The following is a 22,861-nucleotide window of genomic DNA, read 5'->3' as shown; positions in this document are numbered from 1 at the left end:
TTCAAATTAAAAAATGAAAAGATTATTAGCTTTCATATTCATACTTCCGTTTTTTGCGATAGGTCAAAGCGTAAGAGGAACTTTTTCACCAGCTGAAGATTTTACACATGCATTTTTATATGAGGCGACTCCAGAGGGAGCTAATTATGTTAGTCATGGCGAGTTAAATAACAATGGACAATTTGAAATTAAAATAGATTCTAGTGCCGCACCAGGCATTTATAAAATCGTATATGCTATTCCGCCTGAAGAAAATAACTTTGATTTTATTTACGATGGAAAAGAAACTGTTGCTTTCAATTTTAGCCAAGATAAAGGTGTAGAATTTACCGAATCAGATGAAAATAAACTTTGGGCATCCTACCTAAAAAGTATGGATATGGTTAATCAAACCATTATCAACTATTATGAAAAAGACGGAAAAGACAAAGAAGGTTTCAAGGCTGTTTTTAAAGTTTTAAAAGATACTCAAACCTCTTACGAAGCGTTAGCTGTAGGTCGATTAGCTTCAGCATTTATAATGGCTAATAGACCATATATTCCATCGGAATATGAAGATTTAAGTACATACTCAAAAAATGTAAAAACACATTATTTTAGTCAGATAGACTTTAATAATTATATCTTACAAAGTTCTACGTTTTTGACAGATCGTGTGGTGTCTTATGTGTTTAATATGGTAGAAAAGCCTACTAACGACACATACAAATCCTTAATAGACGATGTAGCTAATGCTATTGATAATAAAGATTCCGTTATAAAAACTTATCTACTAGAAGTATTATGGCAGCGCTTTGTTTCGGAAGAAAATCATGCTGTTGCTAATTATATTACCGATAAGCACCTATTAGATTTAGCAAACCAAACTGGTAATAAAGCATTAGCTGAAACTATAAGTTCTTATAAGAATACATCTATTGGTACTAAAGCTCCAAATTTTGAAATCGTTTCTTCTGAAACTACCACAAGCCTTCACAATCTTAAAGGCTCGGAATACTACCTTCTTATATTTTGGAGTAGTGGTTGTGGTCATTGCCTAAATGAACTTCCAAAAGTGAAAGAATTAGTAGCTAATAAAGGTAATCTAAAAGTGGTTGCTTTTGGTTTAGAAGAAGAACCTTCTCGATGGACACAAGAAATAAAAAAATATCCTGATTTTATTCATACTATAGGTTTAGGAAAATGGGAAAACCCAATTGTAAAAAGCTATGGTATTGCTGCTACACCAATGTACTTTTTATTGAGTAGTGACAAGATTATTATGGCAAAGCCTTATTCTTTTGAAGATCTAGAGGTGGTTTTAGAAGATTTATAGATGAATATATCCTTTGATCTTGATGGCACTTTAATTCCATTTGCTGATGAATTTAACACTGAAAAAATCGGTTGGTTAGGTAAACTGTTACGAATTGAAAAAATCAGGAAAGGAACAAAAGATTTAGTCTTAAAACTTCAAGAGGATAACTATAAAGTTCATATTTACACAACTTCTTTTCGTTCAAAAACTAAGATTAGGAGAACACTTAAATACTATGGCATTTCTGTTAATCGGATTGTCAATCAAGTGGAAAACCAAAAGGTTTTAAAATCAAAAAAAATTTATTCTTCAAAATTCCCACCTGCATTTAATTTTGATGTGCATATTGACGATTTATCAGGAGTTAGAATTGAGGGAGAGAAACATAATTTCAAAACAATTATAGTTGACCCAAGTGACTTAGATTGGTCAGTTACTATAATGAATAATTTAAAGAAGATTTAAATCAAAAAAAAACGCTCAGTAAAGCAAGTGCTTTATCTGAGCGTTTTGAAACTAAATAACCAACCAAAATTTAGCTTCTTGTATTTTCTCTAGGGTTATCAACCTTAGCTGTTTTTTGTTTACGCTTTTTAGGCATTTCTTCTTTTTTTGTAATATTACCTTGCGTATCAGAACTTCTATAGTAAGCTATATATCCTCTACCTTCAAACTCATATACCGTTCCAGAATTTGGATGATACAACTCTATTGTTCCATCATTAATAACGCTCAGTTCAAAGAATTCATTGTCGAAGAAATCATAATCTAACGTTAAAGTTTTGAGGTACATATTGCCAGATACATCACCTACTCCATATACACCAGTATAATCCCAGTAAATGTTATCTGGATTAAAAATATTTACATCTTGAGAACTTCTAAATGTAGAGTCATTACCACCTGACAAAAACTGTAAATAGTTTTCATTATCAAACTCATTTATGGCTCCAAAATTACTCGTATACACTTTTTCCCAAGTTTCATACTCTTGTAAGAAATAGTGAATATTATCATAGAACACAAAATCATAATCAAATGTAGATCTCTGATAGCCATGTAAGAAGTAAGAGGTGTCTATGAAAGGATTATACAATTCTATCGTATTATTATCTATTTGGTAAACATCAAAACTATCAAAACCATCAATCACATGGTTGACGTCTAATATCATGTTATAGGCATCATAATTTCCTATTTGTACGCCAAAACCGTTACCTTGACTACCAAAGCCCACCAAATTATTATTAGCGAAAAGACGACCATTATCAAAAGTTAAGGTAAATGCAATTTGCATAAAAGGTATTTCGCCATAGCCTTGAGTTGCATTAATATCTACATACCATAAATCGTAAGACTGCAATAATTGATTTAAAGAAATTGCAGGTCCATTGTCATTAATATGTAACTCTTCCGTATAACACGATGTAAGGAGCATAGCACTAAGTGCAAATCCGAAAAGTAATTTCATTGTCTTCATAATTCAACGGTTTTTAGGGTTACTATTGTTATAATTTCAAAACCTGTGCCAAATTCAAAATGAAGCCTTTTACTGAAGTCTTAAAGCATTTATATTTTATGTATTTTTGAAATACAAAATCAACATATATTCTATGAGTGGATCTAAAAAATATGCTGTATTTGGAGCAGGTAGCTGGGCAACCGCTATTGTAAAAATGCTGTGCGAAAATTTAGAGGAAGTTGGCTGGTACATGCGTAGCGTTTACACCAAAGAGCATATACTAAAAGAACAGCATAATCCGAGCTATTTAAGCTCTGTAGAGTTTCATACAGATCAATTAAAACTTAGCAATGACATTAATGAGATCGCTGAATGGGCAGATGTACTAATCTTTGCTATTCCATCTGCCTTTATGCATTCCGAACTAGAAAAACTTACTGCAGACATTAGCGGTAAAATTGTTGTTTCGGCTGTTAAAGGAATTATGCCAGAGTCTGGATTACTCGTTGGTGAACATTTCCACGATATCTATAACATCCCTTTCGAAAACATTGCGGTGATTGCTGGTCCTTGCCACGCCGAAGAAGTAGCTTTAGAGCGCTTATCGTACCTTACCATTTCGTGTGCTGATGCTGATAAAGCCCGTGAAATTGCCAAAAACTTATCTAGCGACTACATAAAGACCAAAATTAGCGACGATATCATTGGTGTTGAATATGCCGTAATGCTGAAAAATATTTACGCTATTGCCGCTGGAATTGCTCATGGATTGGGCTATGGAGACAACTTTCAGAGTGTATTGATGAGTAATTCCATACGTGAAATGAAACGTTTCATTAAGAAAATGCACAAAATGAAGCGCAATATTAATAACTCGGCATATCTAGGTGATTTATTGGTAACTGGTTACTCCGTTTTCTCTCGAAATCGAATGTTTGGCAACATGATAGGTAAAGGCTATACCGTAAAATCTGCACAAATGGAAATGAACATGGTGGCTGAAGGGTATTATGCTACAAAAAGTGCTTTTGAACTCAACAAAAAGAATAAAAAGAAAACGCGCTTGCCTATTATAAATGCAGTATACGAAGTGCTTTACGAAAATAAGAATCCTAAAAAGGTTTTTCAAAAATTAACTGAGAAGTTGGATTGACAAATTCCTGCGAAGGCAGGAATCCCGTAATCATTGTTATTCTAAAATGTCATGCTGAGCGCAGTCGAAGTACAATGTGGAATCTGATTTCATTGAGATTCCGAATCGCGTTCAGGATGACCTGCTTTGAGGTTATATTTTTAAATTAGATTCCTACCTTCACAGGAATGTTATTTCACCAAAACTCCCTTCAATTGCATTAGAGGAATGGTTTGCAAAGCCTTTTCATTAATGGTGTTTTTTCTAAACACATAGGTTTTGTCAAACATTTGGTTGCCTTCAAAATAAGTAACTTTGAAGGAGTTATTAAGCTCCAAAACTTTTTCTTGTAAATACTCAATCTTTGCATAACTACGGGCTGGCAACTTTGCTAAAGTATGACGCATTGGAGGTGTCATTTTTTGGTCATTATAGCCTTGTGAGACGATAAGGACCGTATCTAAATCCTTGTCAGAATTGTTAATGATGTAGGCATTCCAATCTAATGTTTTGTACTCTAAATGCTCTTCTTGCACTACGGCAACGTGCACATCTTTAACTTTTGGAATATCAATATCTTTCTTCAAAATATTATAACGCTGACTTAAACTGCTCTAAAAATCTTACATCATTTTCGCTCAACAAACGAATATCACTAATTTGATGCAATAATAATGCAATGCGGTCTATACCCATACCAAAGGCAAAACCCGAATATTCCTTAGAGTCAATGCCACAGTTATCCAATACGTTAGGATCTACCATACCACAACCCATAATCTCTAACCAACCTGTGCCTTTAGTCATTTTATAATCGGTTTCAGTCTCAAGTCCCCAATACACATCTACCTCTGCACTTGGCTCTGTAAACGGGAAGTAAGAAGGACGTAAACGGATTTTAGACTTTCCGAACATCTCTGTTGTAAAGTATTGAAGCGTTTGTTTTAAATCTGCAAAGCTTACATCCTTGTCAATATATAAACCTTCTACTTGGTGAAAGAAACAATGCGAACGTGCCGAAATGGCTTCATTGCGATAGACTCTACCAGGAGAAATAGTACGAATAGGCGGCTTGTTATTTTCCATATAACGTACCTGTACGGAACTTGTATGGGTTCGTAATAAAATATCAGGATTGGTCTGGATAAAAAAGGTATCCTGCATGTCGCGTGCTGGATGATATTCTGGTAAGTTTAAGGCTGTAAAGTTGTGCCAATCGTCTTCAATCTCTGGACCTTCACTAACATTAAAACCAATACGAGAAAAGATATCAATAATCTGATTTTTAACAATAGATATTGGGTGGCGTGCACCTAAAGCAATTGGTTCACCTGGACGAGATAAGTCACCATAAATACCCTTATCTTCTTCTTGACTTTCTAGTGTTTCTTTTAAAGCATTAACTTTATCTTCAGCTGTTTTCTTAAGCTGATTTATGGTTTGCCCAAACTCTTTTTTATGTTCGTTGGCTACATTTTTAAATTCAGCAAAATACTGCTTTAGCAATCCTTTAGATCCTAAATATTTAATTCGGAAAGCTTCAATTTCCTCTTTTGATTGTGCGGAAAACGCTTCAGCTTCTGCTATCAACTCTTTTAACTTATCTATCATTTTTGTGCTGAATTATTTCAGTATATCCTTTAAATGAAACGGCAAATTTAAAAAATCTTATTCTATATACTCAATTTCTACAAAATAGTTGACAATGGCTTCTTTCATCAATACACTTTGTTCACCTGCTTTTAAGAATGGTAGTTGCTCTTTTACCTTGTAATGTGGCCAGCCATCATCATCCACAAAATCAAATTCATAAAACCCATAAGGCTCTAAAAGTTTACAGATAGCTATGTGCATTAAATCTAACTTGTGGTCTTTTTTGTACTCACGGTGTATTTGCCCAAGTTCTTGCACTCCAATAAGGTAAATGATAGAATCTAAGTCTAATGTATCACCATCGGCAAATTGTTTAGATAGTTTTTCTACTACTAAATCCCATCGTTCTTTTAACTTTTCGTCTCTAGCCATAATTTGGTTAACAAAATAAGACCTCAAAGTTAATAAACTAAAAGCTCTGATTAATCGTTATTAGTTTAAAATGGCAAAATTCATGTACTTTTGTTTAAACCGCTTTCTCTATGAGTATTATTGACATTGTTTTAGCTGCCCTTTTATTGTTTGGATTTATCAGAGGGCTTTTTAAAGGTCTTTTTGTTGAAATTGCATCGCTCGTTGCTTTGGTTTTAGGTGTGTATGGTGCTATTCATTTTAGCTATTTTGCTGCTGATTTGCTCGAATCTAAAGTTGATTGGAATGAAAAAACCATCAATATTGTCGCTTTCGCCATTACTTTTGTTATCATAGTTTTGGCCATTAGCCTAGCGGGAAAAGCACTGACTAAACTCGCGGACTTTGCAGCATTAGGGATTTTAAACAAACTTCTTGGAGGTGTCTTTGGTGCTCTAAAAATAGGACTAATCCTGAGTGTACTACTTATCGTATTTGGCAAACTGAACAATACCTTACCATTTATAGAAAAGGAAGATTTGGAAAAAAGTGTTTTGTATAAACCTGTAAAATCTTTAGCACCAATGATTTTTCCTAATCTTATAAAGAGTGAAGTAGAACAAGAGGCTACTAATGAAGACGTATAAAAAAAGCCACTAAAGGTGGCTTCTATTTTAATTTCACTTAAAAAAGTTTAAGAATAAAATTCTACTTCACCTGTACTTAGATCGTACATACCACCAACAATCTTTATTTCTCCGTTTTTTTCCATTTCACTTAAAATGACGCTTTGGCTTCTAACGTTATCCAAAGTCATTTCGACATTCTTCTTAGCAACGGCATCCACAAATTCTAAATTAGATGAATTACGAACAGATTTGTCTTCAGGTTCTTCTACAGCATATACAGCTGGCTCTATCTTATTTATAAGAGCGGTAAGGTTACCCATTCTGGCATGATCACAGGCACCCTTTATGGCACCACAACTGGTATGTCCTAATACTACTATAAGTTTTGTACCTGCTAGCTTACAGGCAAATTCCATGCTTCCTAAAATGTCTTGATTTACAAAATTACCAGCAATTCTTATACTAAAAATATCCCCAAGACCTTGGTCAAAAACCAGTTCTGCCGAAACCCTAGAATCTATACAGCTAAGAATGGTAGCAAATGGGAACTGTCCATCTGCCGTATCGTTTACTTGCTCTAATAAATTCCTATTTGCCTTTAAATTTTTTTGAAATCTGATATTTCCCTCTTTAAGATATTGAAGTGCTTTTTCAGGCGTCATAGTCGCTTGCGTTTCTCTTGTATGTGCTTTCATTTCTTCAATTTTATGCGCTTCTCTTATTTGAAGCATTATTTTTTTATTCTTTATTTTAAATGTTCATCTCTTCTTCTTAGTTTTAAAAAATGCGACAAAACTATCTGGATTTTCAACTATTCCTCGTTCTGAGAACAATTTAATCTTTATATTTCGTTCTTTAGCTTTAAATGCAAAATCTTCAAGAATTTCAATAATGTCATTATCCAAATATTTAGTATTTCTTACATCTAATTCTAAAGTAGAATCATGTGGCACACGGTCTAATTCTTTCAAAATAGCACCTTTATTAAAGAAAGTAACTTCTTCCGCTAATGTCATTTTGATTTTTCCATCATCAATATCTTCTCCTTCTTTGTGCAAGAAATGAGAGTTTCTATAGCTTCTGTAAAGCACAATAAATATCCCTATGGCTAAGCCCAAACCAATTCCTTTTAAAAGGTCTAAAAATACAATACCTAATACTGTAACGATAAAGGGCACAAATTGCATCCATCCACCATCATACATGGCCTTAAATGTCGATGGTTTTGCCAACTTATAACCCACAATAAATAATATGGCTGCCAATACAGAAAGCGGAATATAATTTAATATACGTGGTATAACAAGTATTGAAATAAGCAATAAAAACCCATGAATAATAGCACTTGCTTTAGTTTTACCACCAGATTGAATATTTGCTGAACTTCTTACTATTACTTGCGTTATAGGCAAACCTCCTATTAGCCCAGAAACAACGTTACCTGTTCCTTGAGCTAAAAGCTCCCTATTAGTTGGTGTTACACGTTTATGTGGATCTAGTTTGTCCGTTGCCTCAACACAAAGAAGCGTTTCTAAAGATGCTACTAAAGCGATTGTAAAACCAGTTAAGATGACATCACCTTGTGTAATAACACCAAAATTAGGAAAACTAAACTGACCAATAAAAGAGTCAAACCCGTCAGGAACAGGAACGCTAACTAAGTGCGATGTCTCTATGGCTAAGGCTTCGTTTCCTTTAGTTAATAAATAGAAAATAATACCAACTACTACAGCAACAAGTGGACCTTGTACTATTTCAAAAAACTTTCCTTTTTTAACAAGGATATTACCCCAAAATAACAGTATAATTAAACTTATGATTCCTATTACAGTAGAGCCAATTGTAATATTGTCTACTGCAGAAAGAATTGCTGAAAATGTGTTTTCCCCTGATGGCTCTATAAAGCTGTCTGCTCCCTCTGGCTCTAGATCATATCCAAAAAAATGAGGGATTTGTTTTAAAATAATAATTATTCCTATCCCTGTGAGCATTCCCTTAATTACAGAAGAAGGAAAATAATACCCTATTATTCCTAGCCTAAGTATTCCAAAAATAATTTGAATTACACCTCCCAGTACAACAGCTACTAAGAAGTTTTCCCACCCGCCTAATGCGGTTATCGCTGTTAGTACAATTGCAGCCAATCCAGCAGCAGGACCACTTACACCAATTTGAGAACCACTTAAAAATCCAACAACGATACCACCAATTATTCCCGCTATTAAGCCAGAGAATAATGGTGCTCCACTAGCTAGGGCAATGCCTAAACATAAAGGTAAGGCTACAAAAAACACCACAATACTTGCAGGTATATCGTTTTTTAATGATTTAAACATACTTTATACTATTTATACTTAGAGGAATCCCTAAGGTTTTATGAATTTAATTTTGAAACCTTTTTTTGACTAATTTTAAGCAAGTCTCTTCTCTGGAGGTGGTGAAATTAAATTTAGGTGAGGTTTGTAATACTTGTTACTAACGTAATCAATATACTCTACTTTGGAAGCTTCTACTGTGAAGTCCTCATACTCTTCAAGCACTTCATCAAAAAGAAGTTTTATATCCTCTTGTTCCTCTTCTTCGTTAATCCCAAAAAATGCAGAAATATCTGCAGAATCATCGCAGGATACTATTATGGTTGGTGCACTAATCATCATTGTAAGCAGTATCACAAAGCATAGTGCTATAGTCCTTCTTAAAATCATAGGTTGTGCTATATTTAAATATAACACTCACAATATATGATTTTGTTAAGAATATCTAAAAGGTCTTTATGATTTTTATGTCTTTTGAAGGAATCCAACCTGTAGATTTATCCGAAAGCTGGATTTTTTTCCAATCCTCGTAAGTTTCCAATACCTGTACTTTAGTACCTTCATGAAGTCTAAAGACTTCTTCTGAAGTTCTATTGGCCTCAGACTTTACTCTAGATTCTTTAGCAAATACAATAGCAGGATTGTCTTTCTTATCTAAGCTTTCCTTTTGAAACGCCATTACCACAGAAAAACACGCAGAGAACAAACTTACTAGACTTACTACGAAAGCCACTCTTTTTTTAGAAGTTGCATAAGAAAAGTGATACAATAAAAATAAGATTACAAAAACAATAACGCCTATTACAGCTATCTTAGCCCAGATATCCTTGCTAAATGTATTAACAACATTATTAATAATTCTCGCAAAACCAACTTGTGGAACAGTTTCTATGGCATCGATCGTCATATTTTGAGCATAGCCTACTAAATTATTTTTAATGTCCGCATCTTGTGGATTTAGCAGCTTTGCTTTTTCATAATAATATATACTCGGGGCAATATTGTTTAGCTTATAATTTGCATTTCCTAAATTAAAATATAACTCAGGTGAATGTTGGCCAGACTCTAAAATAGCTTCATATTTATCAATAGCTTCAGCATATTTACCATCGTTATACAACGCATTTGCTTCATCAAAAAGCTGATTGTTTTGCGAAAAAACAAAAACGCTAAAAAAACAAAGTAATAGGTTTACTAATGGTTTCATCTATTTTATTTGTTTATCTATTAATGAAATTGTCCTTGCCGCTTTATCATAATCGTTCTGCATAGTCACATTAGTTATTGGCGTATATCTCGCCAATTCGCAACTTTCTAATATTGAAATAAATTCTGCAACAACATTCTTGTCTACTTGCTTTTGAGTGAGCAAAGCTTCGATTTTTTCTTTATTAAAATCACTAGTTTCAATATTTAATTTAGCCTTTAGATAATTATGAAGCGCTCTTTCTAATGACTCATAAAAAGCTTCTTTTTGCCCTAAATTTTTCTTGGCTTCACTCAAGTATTTTTTAGCTAAACGGTCAGCCTTTCTTATTCGGCTTCCCACAACATCTGCATCACGTTTATCTTTTGCTCTTCGTATTGCTATGGCTAGCGGAATTGCTAAAAAAGGTAACAACAGCAAACACCAAAAACTAGTTGATTTAAAGAAGTCTTTGCCAGACATAGACTCCCAATTAGATTTAGTTTTTATAAACGCAAATGTATTAGTATTTGGCTTTACAGCCTGCTTTGTATTGTCTGACTTATTACTTTCAGAGTCATTAGCAGAAGCTGTTGGTCCTTCTACAACATCTATTATGATCTCATCTGATGTGATCCGTTTGTAGCTCTCCGTCTTTAAATCGAAATATGAAAACGATATTGATGGTACTGGATACTTCCCACGATATTGAGGTACTATGGTATAAGTGTCTGATATACTGCCTTGCATGCCACTTAAACTTGTACGCACATTTTCTTTATGTTCTGGTTCATATACCTCTAAAGAACTCGGTGTGGTTAGTTTTGGTAGTTCAAACAATTTAAGATTTCCGCTGCCAGCAACTTCAATTTTAGCTTGTAGTGATTCTGTAGCACTTAGTTGATTTTTTGAAGTAGTTACATTAAAACTGAAGTCACCAACTGCACCCTTAAAATCTGATGGCTTACCTTGCTCTGGTAAAGGCTTTACTCTAATTGTTCTACTGCCTGCTGTAACTGTTTTCGGTACTTGAGTCATTATTTGTTGACCAAAAATATTAGCTCTACCTGTTGGCACTTCTACCGTGATATCTAAAACCAGTGGTTCTAATTTTAAATTCCCCGTTTTTTGTGGATAGAGAACTGTTTTTCTTAGCACAACGTATCTGTAATCCTCTCCTTGATATTGCCCTCGTTGAATATTCAATCCTTTAACTTCGACATTCTGGCTCCAAAAGTCATTATACCTTGGCGTTTGCTTTTCTCTCCAGTTACTACTAATGCCTACATCTGGCGATACATATAGCTTGTAAACTACGGTTGTTGGCTCGTTTAGATATGGGTTACTGTTAGATACTTCTGCTACAAGATGTATTTTTTCTGAAGCGATATCCGAAGCATCTGGTGGACCATTAGGTTTATCTACGGCAGCTGTTACAGTAACAGTTACAGGAAACGTTTTATATACCTCTCCGTCAATCTCTATAATGGCTTGTTTAATGGTAAATTTACCTTGCTTTTTTGGTGCTAAAAAGTAGCTGTACGTTTTTTTGTAGGTTCTAGTGCCGTTAATCCAAGAATTACTTACTGAAGTATTAGGACCACCAACAACAGTAAAATCATCAAAATTAGGCGGCACAAAATTATCACCGTCTTTGTTCATCTCAAAATCAATGCGCAAACGCTCATTTACTCCTAGCTTTTGTTTGCTAACTTTAGCTTCAAACGTTACTTGGGCATAAGTTATACCTGAAGCTAATAGAAATAATAGTATTGATATGTTTTTGATGACTTTCATTTTACAGACAGCAATGATAAATAATAGTTAATGAAACTACCAATCTTTTTCTGTTTTCACTTTAGCTCCTTTTTGCTTTTCAGCGTTTATTTTTTGCTGAACTTTTTGTTCTTGATTCTGCATGGCTTCTAAAATGTTCTTCATTTGCTGAGGAGACATTTGACCTGGTTTTGGTTTAGATTGTTGATTTTTGTCATTTTTGTCTTTTTCTCCTTTACCATCATCTTTTTTATCGTCTTGAGGCTTACCTTTATCGTCTTCCTCTTTGTCGCCTTCTTTTTTATCCTTATCGTCTTCGTCTTTATTGTCCTTGTTATCTTTATTATCGTCTTCCTTTTTTTCTTCTTTCTCTTTATCTTTTTCTTCCTCTTTGTTATCGTCCTTTTTATCGTCTTCGCCACTACCGTCTTTTTGCTGCTCAGCACACTCTTTGGCTAAAGCAAAATTGTATCTTGTTTCTTCGTCTGATGGATTATTTCTTAGTGCATTTTTGAACGCTTCGGCTGCGTCTTTACAATTTTCTTCTTGCATTAAGATATTCCCAAGATTATGAAATGCTCTGTGCTTTTCATCTTTTGTTACTGCATTTTTTGCAGCTTCCTGTGTTCTAAACAAAGCTTCATTATAATTACCTTTTTTATAATAAGAATTGGCAAGGTTGTATGCGCCTGTAGCTTTATTTGGTGCATTAGAAATGGCTTTTCTGTATTCCATTTCTGCTTGAATGTAATCATCTTCTTGTACCAATTCATTGGCTTTATATACCAAATTGGTGGCTTTCTTTTCTTTTTTTAACTGTTCTTTATCTTGGATTTGAGAAAACCCAAAAAAACTTGTTAATCCAAAAGCTATTAATATGTAAATTTTCATGTGCTAATATTCATTGTTTTTTAATGGACACATGGAACATCCTATTATCATTTTCGCTGTGTGGTTAAGATTAATCATGGATGTTTCATCTTCATAATTCTACTTTAAAAGTAACAAACCCTCTAATCATGTAGCGTTAAATAAAATTTAAAAGTTTTAACTCGTTAGTAGTTGTTTATTTTTGTCTGGTTGAACACCTTAAAGTCATTAGTTTTTAATTTAAATGATTTATAGAGATGTTTCGTTAAACAAATTCAATTTCTTTAACCAAGCTGTTTTTCGTTCTAAAAAGAAAATCTCTATAAATAGCAGTAAAATTCCTAAGCCCAAAAACCATTGAAATTGATCTTTGAAATCTGCTATCTGTTTTGACTCAAATTCTTTTTTGTCCATTTTGTCTAAGACGTCTTTAATGGTTTCTACAACCTCAGCAGTGTTACTTCCATTAACATAAACTCCATCTGTTTCTTCTGCAATGTCTCTTAATGTGCTTTCGTCTAATCTTGTTATAACTGTTTCTCCGTTACTGTCCTTTTTATAATTGAGTACCACTCCATTGCGCTTTATAGGAATTGGACCTCCCTTGGCATCACCAACACCAACTGTTAGAATTCTGATGCCTTTTTCAGAAGCCTCTTCGGCAATATCAACAGCTTCCCCACTATGATCTTCTCCATCTGAAATGATAATCAAAATTCGGTTAGTTTGCTCTTCATCATCAAAATAAGTTGTTGCCAACTGAATAGCTTCATGAATGGCTGTTCCTTGCGAAGACAACATGTCTGTATTCATATTCTGCAAAAACATCTTAGCAGAAGCGTAGTCTGTGGTTATTGGTAACTGCGGAAATGCTTTTCCTGCATAAGCAATAATACCAACTCTATCGCTAGCAAGACTATTGATGATTTCTCTAACCAATTGTTTTGATTTCTCTAATCGATTAGGCGCAATATCTTCGGCCAACATGCTCTTAGAAACATCTACCGCAAAAACTATATCCACTCCTTGGCTACGTACTGTTTCTAATTTTGTGCCTATTTTAGGATTGACTAATGCCAGCGATAAACAGGCAAATGCAGCACAAAGCACAAAAACCTTTAAAATACTTTTAAAAAGGGATTGATTAGGGCTTAATCGATTAAGCAAGTGACTATCAGCAAATTTCTTTTGCGCAGAACGTCTCCAAATTTGCAGTGACACAAACAGCAGAATAATTACTGGAATAGCCAGCAACGTCCAAAACCATATTTTTTCATCAAGTCTAAACAAAGCTTCTAAATATTGTGTTTCTTAGAAATATTTCTATCAGTAAAAGTAAACCTGCCAATAATACTAGAGGTCTGTATTTTTCGTCGTAATTGTAATACTTCTTTTCCTGTATCTCAGTTTTTTCAAGCTTATTGATCTCTTTATAAATCTCTACCAATTTTTTGTTATTTGTAGCTCTGAAATATTTTCCTCCAGTAGCATCAGCAATCTCTTCAAGTAGCTTTTCATCTATTTCTACTTGTTGGCGTCCATATCTAAATGTCCCGTTTGGATTAATAGAAATTGGAGACAATGCCATTCCGTTAGTTCCTAATCCAATCGTGTAAACTTTAATTCCGTATTCAACAGCTAATTCACTTGCGATTTTAGGGTCAATAAACCCTGAATTATTTACACCATCCGTAAGTAGAATAATCACTTTACTTTTTGCTCTACTGTCTTTTAATCTATTCACAGAAGTTGCTAAACCCATGCCAATGGCTGTACCTCCTTCTATAATAGTATTGTATTTTATATCTCTAAGAGAACGTTGTACAATAGATTTATCTGTAGTAATCGGTGTTTTAGTATAGGCTTCACCTGCATACTCTACTAAACCAATTCTATCGTTAGGGCGACCATCAATAAAATCTGCTGCAACTTCTTTTAGAGCTTCTAAACGGTTGGGCAGCAAATCTTTTGCTAACATACTTGCAGAAACATCAATTGCCATTACAATATCTATACCTCGTGTGGTCTTTGTTTTTGTAGATATATCAACCGTTCTAGGTCTTGCAAGTGCGGTAATCAACAAAGCCAAAGCTAACAGCCTTAATACAAACAAAATATGTCTGAATTTTGACCAAAAAGTAGATGTGGTTTTAAAACCCAGTGTACTTGATATTTTTAACTCAGCAGATTGTTTATTGTACTTAAAAAAATACCAAACTATTGCTATTGGTAAAAGCAATAGAAACCAGAATAATTCTTTATTTAAAAATTCTATATTCTCAAACATTACTCTTGCTTTTCTTCTGCTGGTTCTTCTGGATTAAGCTCTACGGAATTCAAAATACGCTCTACAATCTTATCTGCATAATCATCGTCTTGTGGCCAAGTTATAATCACTTGTTGCAATACATTTTTTTGATTTGAAAATAGAAGCATTACATACTCTGCATCTACCGATTCTTTTTTATTTGGCATTTTAAGCCCAAAAGTACCATAGGTTTTAAGTCCTTCTGCTGCATTAGGTGTAATGAACTGGTCACGTTTTACGATAATATCCATTGCACCTTTTTCTTCAAAACCTTTTATACTCGCTTCTGATATTTGCAATAAATCGAAAAGTGGTTTATCATCTTCCACTTGTTGCTGTCCTTGTTGTGGTGGTATATTTAGAGTTGTATTATTAACTGTAACACTAAATATATCTAACAATGTACCATACATAAATGTGGTTAGCTTTACGTTTTGTTGCGCTTCTTTCGTTAAAGCAGAATCTAAGCTAACACGTTTTAATACTCTTGGTGTCTCTATCCAAACAGGTGGAAAACCATAAGCACTTTCCACCCATTCACCTTCTAGTAATTCTTTGCTTTCGTGACCAATAATGGTGTCTTTTACGTACTCAAAACCATACTTTATGCCAAAACCAACAAATGTCGCAATAACCAAGAATACTGAAATAGCAACTGTAATAATTACCTTTCTACGTTTCTTTTTACGCTCTTGCTCTTCTTTATATTTTTGATCTAACAATTTTTCTTCTTCGGTAGGTTCTGGTAAAACAGCTTTAACACTTTCAATTTCTTTTTCAATGGTAGCTCTATCCATTTCAATAAGCGCTGTATCTGGGGCTGATTTTGCGAATTTTACCAAATCTGCGCGTTTTAAAATAGTTTCAAGATTATGGATTGTTTCTTTTGTGAATGGAAATTGATTACCCTCTTTTAAAAGTTGAAGTCTTTGAATAAGTTCATCTGTAGTGCTCTCTAAAGAACGATCATAGACTTTCTCATCTAAATATTTTCTGATAATCATTGTGAGTTCAGAATAATATTCCTTGACTTCTGAGCGCATTAAATATTGGCTTTCGTCTAGTTTCTTCAATGCCAATTTGGCTCTGTCGTAAGGTGGTAATAAGGCTATTTCTTCTTCCTCGGTTAGCGGTTTTTGTCGCCAAATAAACCACCATAACAAAAAGGCAACCAAAGCCACAGCAGCCAAAATGCCTAAAACCCATTTCCACCAATTACTGCCGCTTTTTTCAACTTCTATAATCGGTTTTATGTCATATAGTTTCTGTTTTGTGGTATCAACTTCAACTGTACCCACATCTACACGTAGAGGATCTGTAAAGAAGGGCTTCTCGTCAATAATTATTTTTTGTCTTGGAATGGTGTATGAACCAGAGTCGAACTGTGTAAGCTTATAAATTCTAGAAAGTTTATATTTTGAATCTTTTCTAGTGGTATCAACATCTGTAGCTTCAACAGCTTCTAATGGTAAAAACGTCTGCCCTTCTGGGAAAACCACCACTGCCGTTGAATCTGCCTCAACATTTATTTTGTAGTTGATTTGTTCTCCAATTCTAATTTTTGTGGTATCTATTTCGGAGGTAACCTGACTGAAAGAAAGCAAAGAACAAACAACAAACAACAGAGTCAGCAGGATTTTTCTGCGCTTAGTTTTGTCTAAATTCGTAATTTGTAATTCGTAATTCATCATTCGTTTATCCTCTTCTTTTAAAATAACCCAGCAACTTTTTTACGTAGCTTTCATCTACTCTACAATCTATTGTACCTGCACCCGATTTGGTAAAACTATCCTTAAAATAATTCACTTTATCCTGATAGAATTTACCATAGTTTAACCTTACGTTTTTTGAAGCTGTGTTGACTAAAAGTAATTCGCCTGTTTCTTCATCTTCCATTTGTACCATTCCAATATTAGGTATGGTTTCTTCATGCTTATCGTAAACTCTTATCCCAGTAATATCGTGTTTACCTGCGGCAATCTTAAGATTTTGCTTGTAATCGTCTGCTATAAAATCTGAAAGCACAAAAACAATAGCTTTCTTCTTCATTACATTAGACAGAAATTTAAATGCTTCGGCTACATTTGTTTTCTTGCTTTTAGGCTGAAACTCTAACAACTCCCTAATAATTCTCAAAACGTGAGAGCGTCCTTTTTTTGGTGGAATGTAAAGTTCTATTTCATCCGAAAATAAAATCAAGCCTATTTTATCATTATTCTGCGTTGCCGAAAATGCTAAAGTTGCAGCAATTTCGGTTACGATTTCATCTTTAAATTGATTTTTGGTCCCGAATAGCTTACTTCCCGAAACATCTGCCATCAACATCATGGTAAGCTCTCGCTCTTCCTCAAAAACTTTCACAAAGGGCTCATTATAACGTGCTGTAACGTTCCAATCTATATTTCTGACGTCGTCACCAAATTGATACTGACGAACTTCAGAAAAGGTCATGCCACGACCCTTGAAGGTTGAGTGGTACTCGCCCCCAAAAATATGATCAGACAAACGACGTGTCTTAATCTCTATTTTTCGTACTTTTTTTAGAAGTTCTTTGGTATCCATCTTTTCAATTTTCGATTGAAGATTGTTGATTTGCGATTTCAGAAATCGTCGTTCGTCATTCTTAAATCTAAAATCTTAAGGCACTTCTATCTCATTAACAATCTTGTTAATGATGTCTTCTGAAGTTACATTTTCTGCTTCGGCTTCGTAAGTAATTCCAATTCTATGACGCAGCACATCGTGTACAACAGCTCTTACATCTTCTGGAATAACATAACCTCTTCGCTTGATAAACGCATAGCACTTAGCTGCAGTTGCCAGATTGATACTACCACGAGGTGAAGCACCAAAGGAAATTAAAGCTTTTAAATCGCCAAGCCTATATCTTTCAGGATAACGTGTCGCGAAGATGATATCTAGAATATATTTTTCAATCTTCTCGTCCATATAAACTTCTCTAACTGCTTCTTGGGCACTTAAGATTTGTTTAATGGAAACCACAGGATTAACTTTATCATATGCACCTTTTAGGTTTGCTCTTACTATAAGTTGTTCTTCATCTAGTTTTGGGTAATCAATTACCGTTTTTAGCATAAAACGGTCAACCTGAGCTTCTGGTAAAGGATACGTCCCTTCTTGCTCAACTGGGTTTTGTGTTGCCATTACCAAAAATGGTTTGTCTAAGGTAAAGGTCTCATCCCCAATAGTCACTTGCTTTTCTTGCATGGCCTCTAATAAAGCCGATTGCACTTTTGCTGGTGCTCTGTTGATTTCATCTGCTAAGACAAAATTTGCGAAGATTGGTCCTTTCTTAATTGAAAAATCATTCTCTTTAATGTTATAAATCAACGTACCAATAACATCTGCTGGCAATAAATCTGGTGTAAACTGAATTCTGCTAAAGCTTGCATCAATTGCTTTAGATAAGGTGTTGATTGCTAATGTTTTTGCTAAACCTGGCACACCTTCCAAAAGAATATGACCTTGTCCTAGAAGACCAATTAGTAAGCGTTCAACCATATGTTTTTGACCAACTATAACCTTATTCATCTCTAAGGTTAGCAAGTCTACAAATGCACTTTCTTTTTCAATCTTTTCATTAATTGACTTAATGTCAACTGTACTCGTTTCTTCCATATTTAATTAGTTTAAGGGCAAACTATTTTAATGATTTATTCAGTGATGCAAAGTGTTAAAATTATTCGGTAGTTGCTGTTAACAATTGGTTAAAAAATAAAGAGCAAAACCTTTACGGTATTGCTCTTGTATCTTCATTAACTACGGATTAGTATAATTAATATTCCATTTGTCGTATTGCTGTATATAATTTAGGATTTAATGTCATCATATTCTCTTCTTGATTATATGAAACTGACTCGCCTAAGTCTATATCTATAACCATATCGTATCTTCTTTTAGAGTTTAGTTGCGTTTCAATTAAGTTAGAAGGCTTTGCGTTTCCTAAATCTAAACTGTGTAAAACACTGTTGATGTTCATAAAATTATTTTCGCCAAGTACCAATCTAATCTCATAAACATATGTAGCTTCAACTTCAAAATCATCAACCAACAATAATGTATTGTCTTCTTTAAAATCTGTCACATTAAAAACCCCTTGATTAACTGTATTTAGACTTAACCATGCCTCAGAGTTTTCAGCATTTTCGCTTATTTTAATTTGAACATCTTCAATATCTAAATACACCTTACTCGAAGATTGATTAGAGCTTTTTAGTTTAACTGTAATCTGTGTTGCGTTGTTAACGTCATCAATATTGTCTCTTGTACAACTCGTAAAGCTCAAAACCAAAACTAAGTAGGCGAATTGTTTAAGAATAAGAAACTGTTTCATGATTTGGGATATGGAATAATTACTAAACAAGGATAGTTTTAATCTGTAGGTTTTCAGTATTTTTATACACCAATTGCAAGAAAATCTATATAACCTGAAAAAAAAGTGAAATATTCTCGATTAATTGCAGGTACAATGACCTGGGGACGTTGGGGCAAACAACTCTCAAAACGCGATATGGTAGACTTAATGCACCATTGCCTTTCTAACAACATTACAACTTTTGACCACGCTGATATTTATGGAGGTTACACGACAGAAGCTGACTTTGGAAAAGCTTTTACTGATTCTGGTATTAAGCGTGACGATATTCAGCTGATATCAAAATGTGGTATTCAATATCAATCCGAAAATAGAGATAACAAGGTTAAACATTACAATTACAGTAAAGAGTATATAATTTGGTCGGTTGAAGAATCATTAAAAAATCTAGAAACTGAGTACTTAGACTTATTGCTATTGCATAGACCTAGTCCTTTAATGGTAGCTGAAGAAATAGCGGAAGCTGTAACAATTTTAAAGAAAGATGGGAAAATAAAAGATTTCGGTGTTTCTAATTTTACACCTTCGCAGATGGAAATGATTGGTCTTAGGGAAGATATTGATGTGAATCAAATTGAGTTTTCACTCACACAACATTCAGCAATGCACGATGGCACCTTAGATTATATGACAACCTGTGGTATAAAATCCATGGCTTGGTCACCTCTAGGTATTGTTTTTAAAGAAGATAATGAACAAACTAGACGCATTCATAAGCAACTAGGAGAATTGATGGATAAATATAATGCGACTGAAGATCAGTTATTACTTGCTTGGATTATGAAACATCCATCAAAAATTTACCCTGTGGTTGGCACCACAAACAAAACAAGATTAAAACAAGCTATAGAAGCTACAAAAATTGAATTAGAGCTCGAGGATTGGTTCTTAATTTTAGTAGCTAGTCAAGGGCATAAAGTTCCATAATTATGAAAAAAACAGCTTTAATCACTGGTGCTACTAGTGGTATTGGTAGGGCAACAGCTTATGAGTTTGCCAAACATGGTATTAATTTGGTCTTATGCGGTAGAAGACAAGAGAGGTTAGAAGAGATTAAAAAAAATCTATCTCAACAAACCCATGTACATACCTTAAATTTTGATGTAAGAGATAAGGAAGAAACACTCAAAGCCATTACATCTTTGCCTGAAGCATTTAAAACGATTGACATTCTAATCAACAATGCAGGTAACGCACATGGATTGGACCCTATTCAAGATGGGAGTCTTGAGGATTGGGATGCCATGATGGATATTAACGTAAAAGGGTTGCTTTATGTCAGTAAAGTGGTAATTCCTGGAATGACGGAACGGAAATCTGGTCATATTATCAATATTGGTTCATCCGCAGGTAAAGAAGTTTACCCAAAAGGCAATGTGTACTGTGGTAGCAAGCATGCCGTTTTGGCTATCACGGAAGGTATGCGCATAGACCTTAATCCCTATGGCATTAAAGTCACGGCCATAAATCCTGGATTGGTAGAAACCGAGTTTTCCCAAGTACGATTTAAAGGTGGAAGTCAAGCCGACAACGTTTATAAAGGCTATAAGGCCTTACAACCTGAAGATGTTGCAGAGGTAATCTACTTTGCTGTTTCAAGACCAGCTCATGTTAACATAGCAGATGTATTAATGTTCTGTACAGCTCAAGCCAATTCTACCATCGTAAAAAAAACAGAATAGAATTCTTGTGTAAACAGGAATGAATATTATGATTAATAAACGCTTACTCATAAAAAACCTGCTGGCTCACAATGATGAGAACAGTTTTTATGACAAAAAGCGAAAGGTTGATATTAGCCATAAGGAGGGAAAAGCTAAATTTTTAAAGCACATCTGCGCCCTTTCCAATAGCAATCCAAAAAACAACTCCTATATTGTGATAGGAGTTGAGGATGAAGACAATAAAATTGTTGGTACCGATTTTTTTGACGATAGTAAGATTCAGAATCTTATCAATGCTTACCTCAGCAATCCACCAATAGTTCAGTATGAGAATATTCCTTTTCCTCATTTAGCAGATGATAAAGTTGTTGGTTTAGTCACTATAAGACCTATAGACAAAATCACTTCTCTTCGAAAAAACATTTGGAAGTACTATGGTGGCTCAGTCTTTTTTAGAGATGGTAGCATGAGTATGCCAAAAGTGTTTGATATTGAAATTAAAGATGTTAATTCCAAGATTGTTGCTGCTATTGAAAATCATGCACAAAACAATATAGAACTAACCTTAAATGGCGTTTTTGACTTCATGAACAAGCGCGAGGATTACAATCCACAATATAAAGTCTTTAAAGAGTACTTTGTGCTTTGTTGGTCAGGACAAAAAAAGCAGGTGAAAGACGAAGTTTTCTATTCTAGAGTAGATATTGAAATGATTAACGAACAAGTACGTCTGTTCTACTCTGCGTTAGATGAAGTTGCCATTTTTTATAATGAAGATTCTTTTAAAATTGTGGAATACGTTAGACTTGGTCTCCAAAAATCATATAAATACTATAAACTCGAAGAAAAAATCTTACACTTTGATAATAATGCCAACTATGCTATTGAATCTAATTTAATTTTTGAACCTCCACAATTCGACAAAAAAGTATTATACCATATCTACAACACAAACAATACCTTGCTCGAAAAACTGGAAAGAGGAATAACAATTGCCAATCATGAAATTCCCGACCTTAAAAATTTAGCGGCAAGTTATTTAATATGTTACCTCAATGGATTTGAAGATGCCTTACCAAAATTAGATTATGCAAAGCCCCATATTAAAAATTTTGATGACGATCTTTACGGGTCCTACAAAGAAACTATGAGAATACTTCGTAAAGTGAAATACAATTGATTTTTATCGGACATAACTGCTAGTTTATCCGCTATTTTTTGCATCTCATCGAAGCCAAAGTTTTTGTTGATGCAGATAATACATTTTTTTCTGCCTTTCATCAAAAATTTAAAAATCTAAAAGATTTAATACGCATCTTTGGTATGCTATTAATCAATTATATAACCTTGTTTCAGCAAGCTTTATGAGCTAAATCTGGAACAAGGTTTATTGTTTTAATTAGGTGTTAATTGAAATTCTAGAATTTCTGTGATGACGTGACAGTCATCATCGGTCCTACCCACTAAAATTGGATCTGAAGTAAAGGCTTGATAGTTAGTAGATGTTATTTCTATAACATAAGTTCCCTCTCGTTCACCTGCACCAAAAAAATTGTTGGAATTCTCAATTCTCATAAGCTCTTCTTCATATAAACCATCCGAAGCCGTAACGTTTAATCCTTCTGTAATAATTGTGTTGTCGATGGCATCTCTTATTGTAATGCTCAGTCCATAAACATATTCTTCTGTGCAGTATTTTGGGTTGTTGTCATCAGAATTGCAGGCAAGGAGTGATACAACAACTAGAAACAAAATAAAATTCTTCATCATTTTAGCTTTTTATTTTAAAGTTAATGAAAAACTCAATCCAAGTTAAATTAAA

At 34.1% G+C, this 22,861-nt stretch carries 24 protein-coding genes; 7 read left to right on the top strand and 17 right to left on the bottom strand.

Annotated elements, in window-relative coordinates:
* The first annotated feature begins 13 nt into the window (after positions 1-13).
* Complete coding sequence (locus ACPX19_RS06060; protein WP_426432106.1) at positions 14-1,315, top strand: TlpA family protein disulfide reductase; 1,302 nt, start codon at positions 14-16, stop codon at positions 1,313-1,315.
* Positions 1,316-1,762, top strand: coding sequence for an HAD family hydrolase (locus ACPX19_RS06055; protein ID WP_426432105.1), 447 nt, complete (start codon positions 1,316-1,318; stop codon positions 1,760-1,762). It begins immediately after the preceding gene.
* A gap of 70 nt (positions 1,763-1,832) precedes the next feature.
* On the opposite strand, the gene ACPX19_RS06050 is transcribed toward ACPX19_RS06055, so the two are convergent.
* Positions 1,833-2,777, bottom strand: coding sequence for a nicotinic acid mononucleotide adenyltransferase (locus ACPX19_RS06050; protein ID WP_426432104.1), 945 nt, complete (start codon positions 2,775-2,777; stop codon positions 1,833-1,835).
* Between the two features lie 133 nt (positions 2,778-2,910).
* Between ACPX19_RS06050 and ACPX19_RS06045 the strand changes: the two genes are divergently transcribed.
* Positions 2,911-3,912 carry an NAD(P)H-dependent glycerol-3-phosphate dehydrogenase gene (locus ACPX19_RS06045; protein ID WP_426432103.1) on the top strand — a complete coding sequence of 334 codons (1,002 nt, stop codon included), beginning with the start codon at positions 2,911-2,913 and terminating at the stop codon, positions 3,910-3,912.
* A gap of 170 nt (positions 3,913-4,082) precedes the next feature.
* Here ACPX19_RS06045 and ACPX19_RS06040 read toward each other — a convergent pair whose 3' ends face one another.
* The 3 genes from ACPX19_RS06040 to ACPX19_RS06030 are packed head-to-tail and all read right to left on the bottom strand — an operon-like array spanning position 4,083 to position 5,916.
* Entirely contained in the window at positions 4,083-4,478 is a 396-nt protein-coding gene (locus ACPX19_RS06040) for a hypothetical protein (RefSeq protein ID WP_426432102.1), read from the bottom strand.
* Positions 4,479-4,482: 4 nt separating this feature from the next.
* Positions 4,483-5,502 carry a phenylalanine--tRNA ligase subunit alpha gene (gene pheS / locus ACPX19_RS06035; protein WP_426432101.1) on the bottom strand — a complete coding sequence of 340 codons (1,020 nt, stop codon included), beginning with the start codon at positions 5,500-5,502 and terminating at the stop codon, positions 4,483-4,485.
* Between the two features lie 57 nt (positions 5,503-5,559).
* A complete protein-coding gene (locus ACPX19_RS06030) occupies positions 5,560-5,916 on the bottom strand; it encodes a hypothetical protein (RefSeq protein WP_426432099.1) in 357 nt (118 codons plus the stop codon).
* A gap of 110 nt (positions 5,917-6,026) precedes the next feature.
* On the opposite strand from ACPX19_RS06030, the gene ACPX19_RS06025 reads away from it, so the two are divergent.
* Positions 6,027-6,542, top strand: a complete 516-nt coding sequence (locus tag ACPX19_RS06025; protein WP_426432098.1) for a CvpA family protein — start codon at positions 6,027-6,029, stop codon at positions 6,540-6,542.
* 47 nt (positions 6,543-6,589) lie between these two features.
* Here ACPX19_RS06025 and ACPX19_RS06020 read toward each other — a convergent pair whose 3' ends face one another.
* The 12 genes from ACPX19_RS06020 to ACPX19_RS05965 form a co-directional block, all read right to left on the bottom strand.
* The gene (locus tag ACPX19_RS06020; protein ID WP_426432439.1) at positions 6,590-7,219 is read right to left on the bottom strand and encodes a carbonic anhydrase family protein; all 630 of its coding nucleotides are present in this window, start codon (positions 7,217-7,219) and stop codon (positions 6,590-6,592) included.
* Positions 7,220-7,282: 63 nt separating this feature from the next.
* Positions 7,283-8,860 (bottom strand): SulP family inorganic anion transporter, encoded by a 1,578-nt coding sequence (locus tag ACPX19_RS06015; protein WP_426432097.1) that lies wholly within the window; start codon positions 8,858-8,860, stop codon positions 7,283-7,285.
* Positions 8,861-8,935: 75 nt separating this feature from the next.
* Positions 8,936-9,229, bottom strand: coding sequence for a hypothetical protein (locus ACPX19_RS06010; RefSeq protein WP_426432096.1), 294 nt, complete (start codon positions 9,227-9,229; stop codon positions 8,936-8,938).
* 55 nt (positions 9,230-9,284) lie between these two features.
* Complete coding sequence (locus ACPX19_RS06005; protein WP_426432095.1) at positions 9,285-10,046, bottom strand: tetratricopeptide repeat protein; 762 nt, start codon at positions 10,044-10,046, stop codon at positions 9,285-9,287.
* Positions 10,047-11,822, bottom strand: coding sequence for a BatD family protein (locus tag ACPX19_RS06000; RefSeq protein ID WP_426432094.1), 1,776 nt, complete (start codon positions 11,820-11,822; stop codon positions 10,047-10,049).
* A gap of 36 nt (positions 11,823-11,858) precedes the next feature.
* The gene (locus tag ACPX19_RS05995; protein WP_426432093.1) at positions 11,859-12,692 is read right to left on the bottom strand and encodes a tetratricopeptide repeat protein; all 834 of its coding nucleotides are present in this window, start codon (positions 12,690-12,692) and stop codon (positions 11,859-11,861) included.
* A gap of 228 nt (positions 12,693-12,920) precedes the next feature.
* The gene (locus tag ACPX19_RS05990; RefSeq protein ID WP_426432092.1) at positions 12,921-13,961 is read right to left on the bottom strand and encodes a vWA domain-containing protein; all 1,041 of its coding nucleotides are present in this window, start codon (positions 13,959-13,961) and stop codon (positions 12,921-12,923) included.
* Positions 13,954-14,958 (bottom strand): vWA domain-containing protein, encoded by a 1,005-nt coding sequence (locus tag ACPX19_RS05985; protein WP_426432091.1) that lies wholly within the window; start codon positions 14,956-14,958, stop codon positions 13,954-13,956. The genes ACPX19_RS05990 and ACPX19_RS05985 overlap by 8 nt, the downstream gene beginning before the upstream one ends.
* The gene (locus ACPX19_RS05980; RefSeq protein WP_426432438.1) at positions 14,958-16,667 is read right to left on the bottom strand and encodes a hypothetical protein; all 1,710 of its coding nucleotides are present in this window, start codon (positions 16,665-16,667) and stop codon (positions 14,958-14,960) included. Before ACPX19_RS05980 ends, ACPX19_RS05985 begins: the two co-directional genes overlap by 1 nt.
* Positions 16,668-16,674: 7 nt before the next feature.
* A complete protein-coding gene (locus tag ACPX19_RS05975; RefSeq protein WP_426432090.1) occupies positions 16,675-17,541 on the bottom strand; it encodes a DUF58 domain-containing protein in 867 nt (288 codons plus the stop codon).
* A 75-nt stretch (positions 17,542-17,616) separates the two neighbouring features.
* The gene (locus tag ACPX19_RS05970) at positions 17,617-18,618 is read right to left on the bottom strand and encodes an AAA family ATPase (RefSeq protein ID WP_426432089.1); all 1,002 of its coding nucleotides are present in this window, start codon (positions 18,616-18,618) and stop codon (positions 17,617-17,619) included.
* Positions 18,619-18,775: 157 nt separating this feature from the next.
* Entirely contained in the window at positions 18,776-19,333 is a 558-nt protein-coding gene (locus ACPX19_RS05965; RefSeq protein WP_426432088.1) for a DUF4382 domain-containing protein, read from the bottom strand.
* A 105-nt stretch (positions 19,334-19,438) separates the two neighbouring features.
* Between ACPX19_RS05965 and ACPX19_RS05960 the strand changes: the two genes are divergently transcribed.
* Genes ACPX19_RS05960 through ACPX19_RS05950 form a run of 3 tightly spaced genes read left to right on the top strand, consistent with a single transcriptional unit; the run spans position 19,439 to position 22,219 of the window.
* Entirely contained in the window at positions 19,439-20,302 is an 864-nt protein-coding gene (locus ACPX19_RS05960) for an aldo/keto reductase (protein ID WP_426432086.1), read from the top strand.
* A gap of 2 nt (positions 20,303-20,304) precedes the next feature.
* A complete protein-coding gene (locus tag ACPX19_RS05955) occupies positions 20,305-21,057 on the top strand; it encodes an SDR family NAD(P)-dependent oxidoreductase (protein ID WP_426432085.1) in 753 nt (250 codons plus the stop codon).
* A 28-nt stretch (positions 21,058-21,085) separates the two neighbouring features.
* A complete protein-coding gene (locus ACPX19_RS05950) occupies positions 21,086-22,219 on the top strand; it encodes an ATP-binding protein (RefSeq protein WP_426432084.1) in 1,134 nt (377 codons plus the stop codon).
* Positions 22,220-22,434: 215 nt separating this feature from the next.
* Here the strand turns inward: ACPX19_RS05950 and ACPX19_RS05945 are convergent, their stop codons facing one another.
* The gene (locus ACPX19_RS05945) at positions 22,435-22,809 is read right to left on the bottom strand and encodes a hypothetical protein (RefSeq protein WP_426432083.1); all 375 of its coding nucleotides are present in this window, start codon (positions 22,807-22,809) and stop codon (positions 22,435-22,437) included.
* Between the last annotated feature and the right edge of the window lie 52 nt (positions 22,810-22,861).

It is taken from the genome of Winogradskyella sp. HB-48 (assembly GCF_049942685.1).
Classification (GTDB): domain Bacteria; phylum Bacteroidota; class Bacteroidia; order Flavobacteriales; family Flavobacteriaceae; genus Winogradskyella.
The sequence above is the reverse complement of the archived record's forward strand: the minus strand, read 5'-3'. Positions and strand labels throughout refer to the sequence as shown.

Coding starts and splice junctions, on each gene's coding strand:
- ACPX19_RS05955 (WP_426432085.1), top strand. CDS start 20,305: ATGAAAAAAACAGCTTTAATCACTGGTGCTACTAGTGGTATTGGTAGG.
- ACPX19_RS06000 (WP_426432094.1), bottom strand. CDS start 11,822: ATGAAAGTCATCAAAAACATATCAATACTATTATTTCTATTAGCTTCA.
- ACPX19_RS05970 (WP_426432089.1), bottom strand. CDS start 18,618: ATGGAAGAAACGAGTACAGTTGACATTAAGTCAATTAATGAAAAGATT.
- ACPX19_RS06010 (WP_426432096.1), bottom strand. CDS start 9,229: ATGATTTTAAGAAGGACTATAGCACTATGCTTTGTGATACTGCTTACA.
- ACPX19_RS05975 (WP_426432090.1), bottom strand. CDS start 17,541: ATGGATACCAAAGAACTTCTAAAAAAAGTACGAAAAATAGAGATTAAG.
- ACPX19_RS05965 (WP_426432088.1), bottom strand. CDS start 19,333: ATGAAACAGTTTCTTATTCTTAAACAATTCGCCTACTTAGTTTTGGTT.
- pheS (WP_426432101.1), bottom strand. CDS start 5,502: ATGATAGATAAGTTAAAAGAGTTGATAGCAGAAGCTGAAGCGTTTTCC.
- ACPX19_RS06015 (WP_426432097.1), bottom strand. CDS start 8,860: ATGTTTAAATCATTAAAAAACGATATACCTGCAAGTATTGTGGTGTTT.
- ACPX19_RS06005 (WP_426432095.1), bottom strand. CDS start 10,046: ATGAAACCATTAGTAAACCTATTACTTTGTTTTTTTAGCGTTTTTGTT.
- ACPX19_RS06050 (WP_426432104.1), bottom strand. CDS start 2,777: ATGAAGACAATGAAATTACTTTTCGGATTTGCACTTAGTGCTATGCTC.
- ACPX19_RS06025 (WP_426432098.1), top strand. CDS start 6,027: ATGAGTATTATTGACATTGTTTTAGCTGCCCTTTTATTGTTTGGATTT.
- ACPX19_RS06055 (WP_426432105.1), top strand. CDS start 1,316: ATGAATATATCCTTTGATCTTGATGGCACTTTAATTCCATTTGCTGAT.
- ACPX19_RS05945 (WP_426432083.1), bottom strand. CDS start 22,809: ATGATGAAGAATTTTATTTTGTTTCTAGTTGTTGTATCACTCCTTGCC.
- ACPX19_RS06030 (WP_426432099.1), bottom strand. CDS start 5,916: ATGGCTAGAGACGAAAAGTTAAAAGAACGATGGGATTTAGTAGTAGAA.
- ACPX19_RS06045 (WP_426432103.1), top strand. CDS start 2,911: ATGAGTGGATCTAAAAAATATGCTGTATTTGGAGCAGGTAGCTGGGCA.
- ACPX19_RS05980 (WP_426432438.1), bottom strand. CDS start 16,667: ATGAATTACGAATTACAAATTACGAATTTAGACAAAACTAAGCGCAGA.
- ACPX19_RS06060 (WP_426432106.1), top strand. CDS start 14: ATGAAAAGATTATTAGCTTTCATATTCATACTTCCGTTTTTTGCGATA.
- ACPX19_RS06020 (WP_426432439.1), bottom strand. CDS start 7,219: ATGAAAGCACATACAAGAGAAACGCAAGCGACTATGACGCCTGAAAAA.
- ACPX19_RS05995 (WP_426432093.1), bottom strand. CDS start 12,692: ATGAAAATTTACATATTAATAGCTTTTGGATTAACAAGTTTTTTTGGG.
- ACPX19_RS05985 (WP_426432091.1), bottom strand. CDS start 14,958: ATGTTTGAGAATATAGAATTTTTAAATAAAGAATTATTCTGGTTTCTA.
- ACPX19_RS05950 (WP_426432084.1), top strand. CDS start 21,086: ATGATTAATAAACGCTTACTCATAAAAAACCTGCTGGCTCACAATGAT.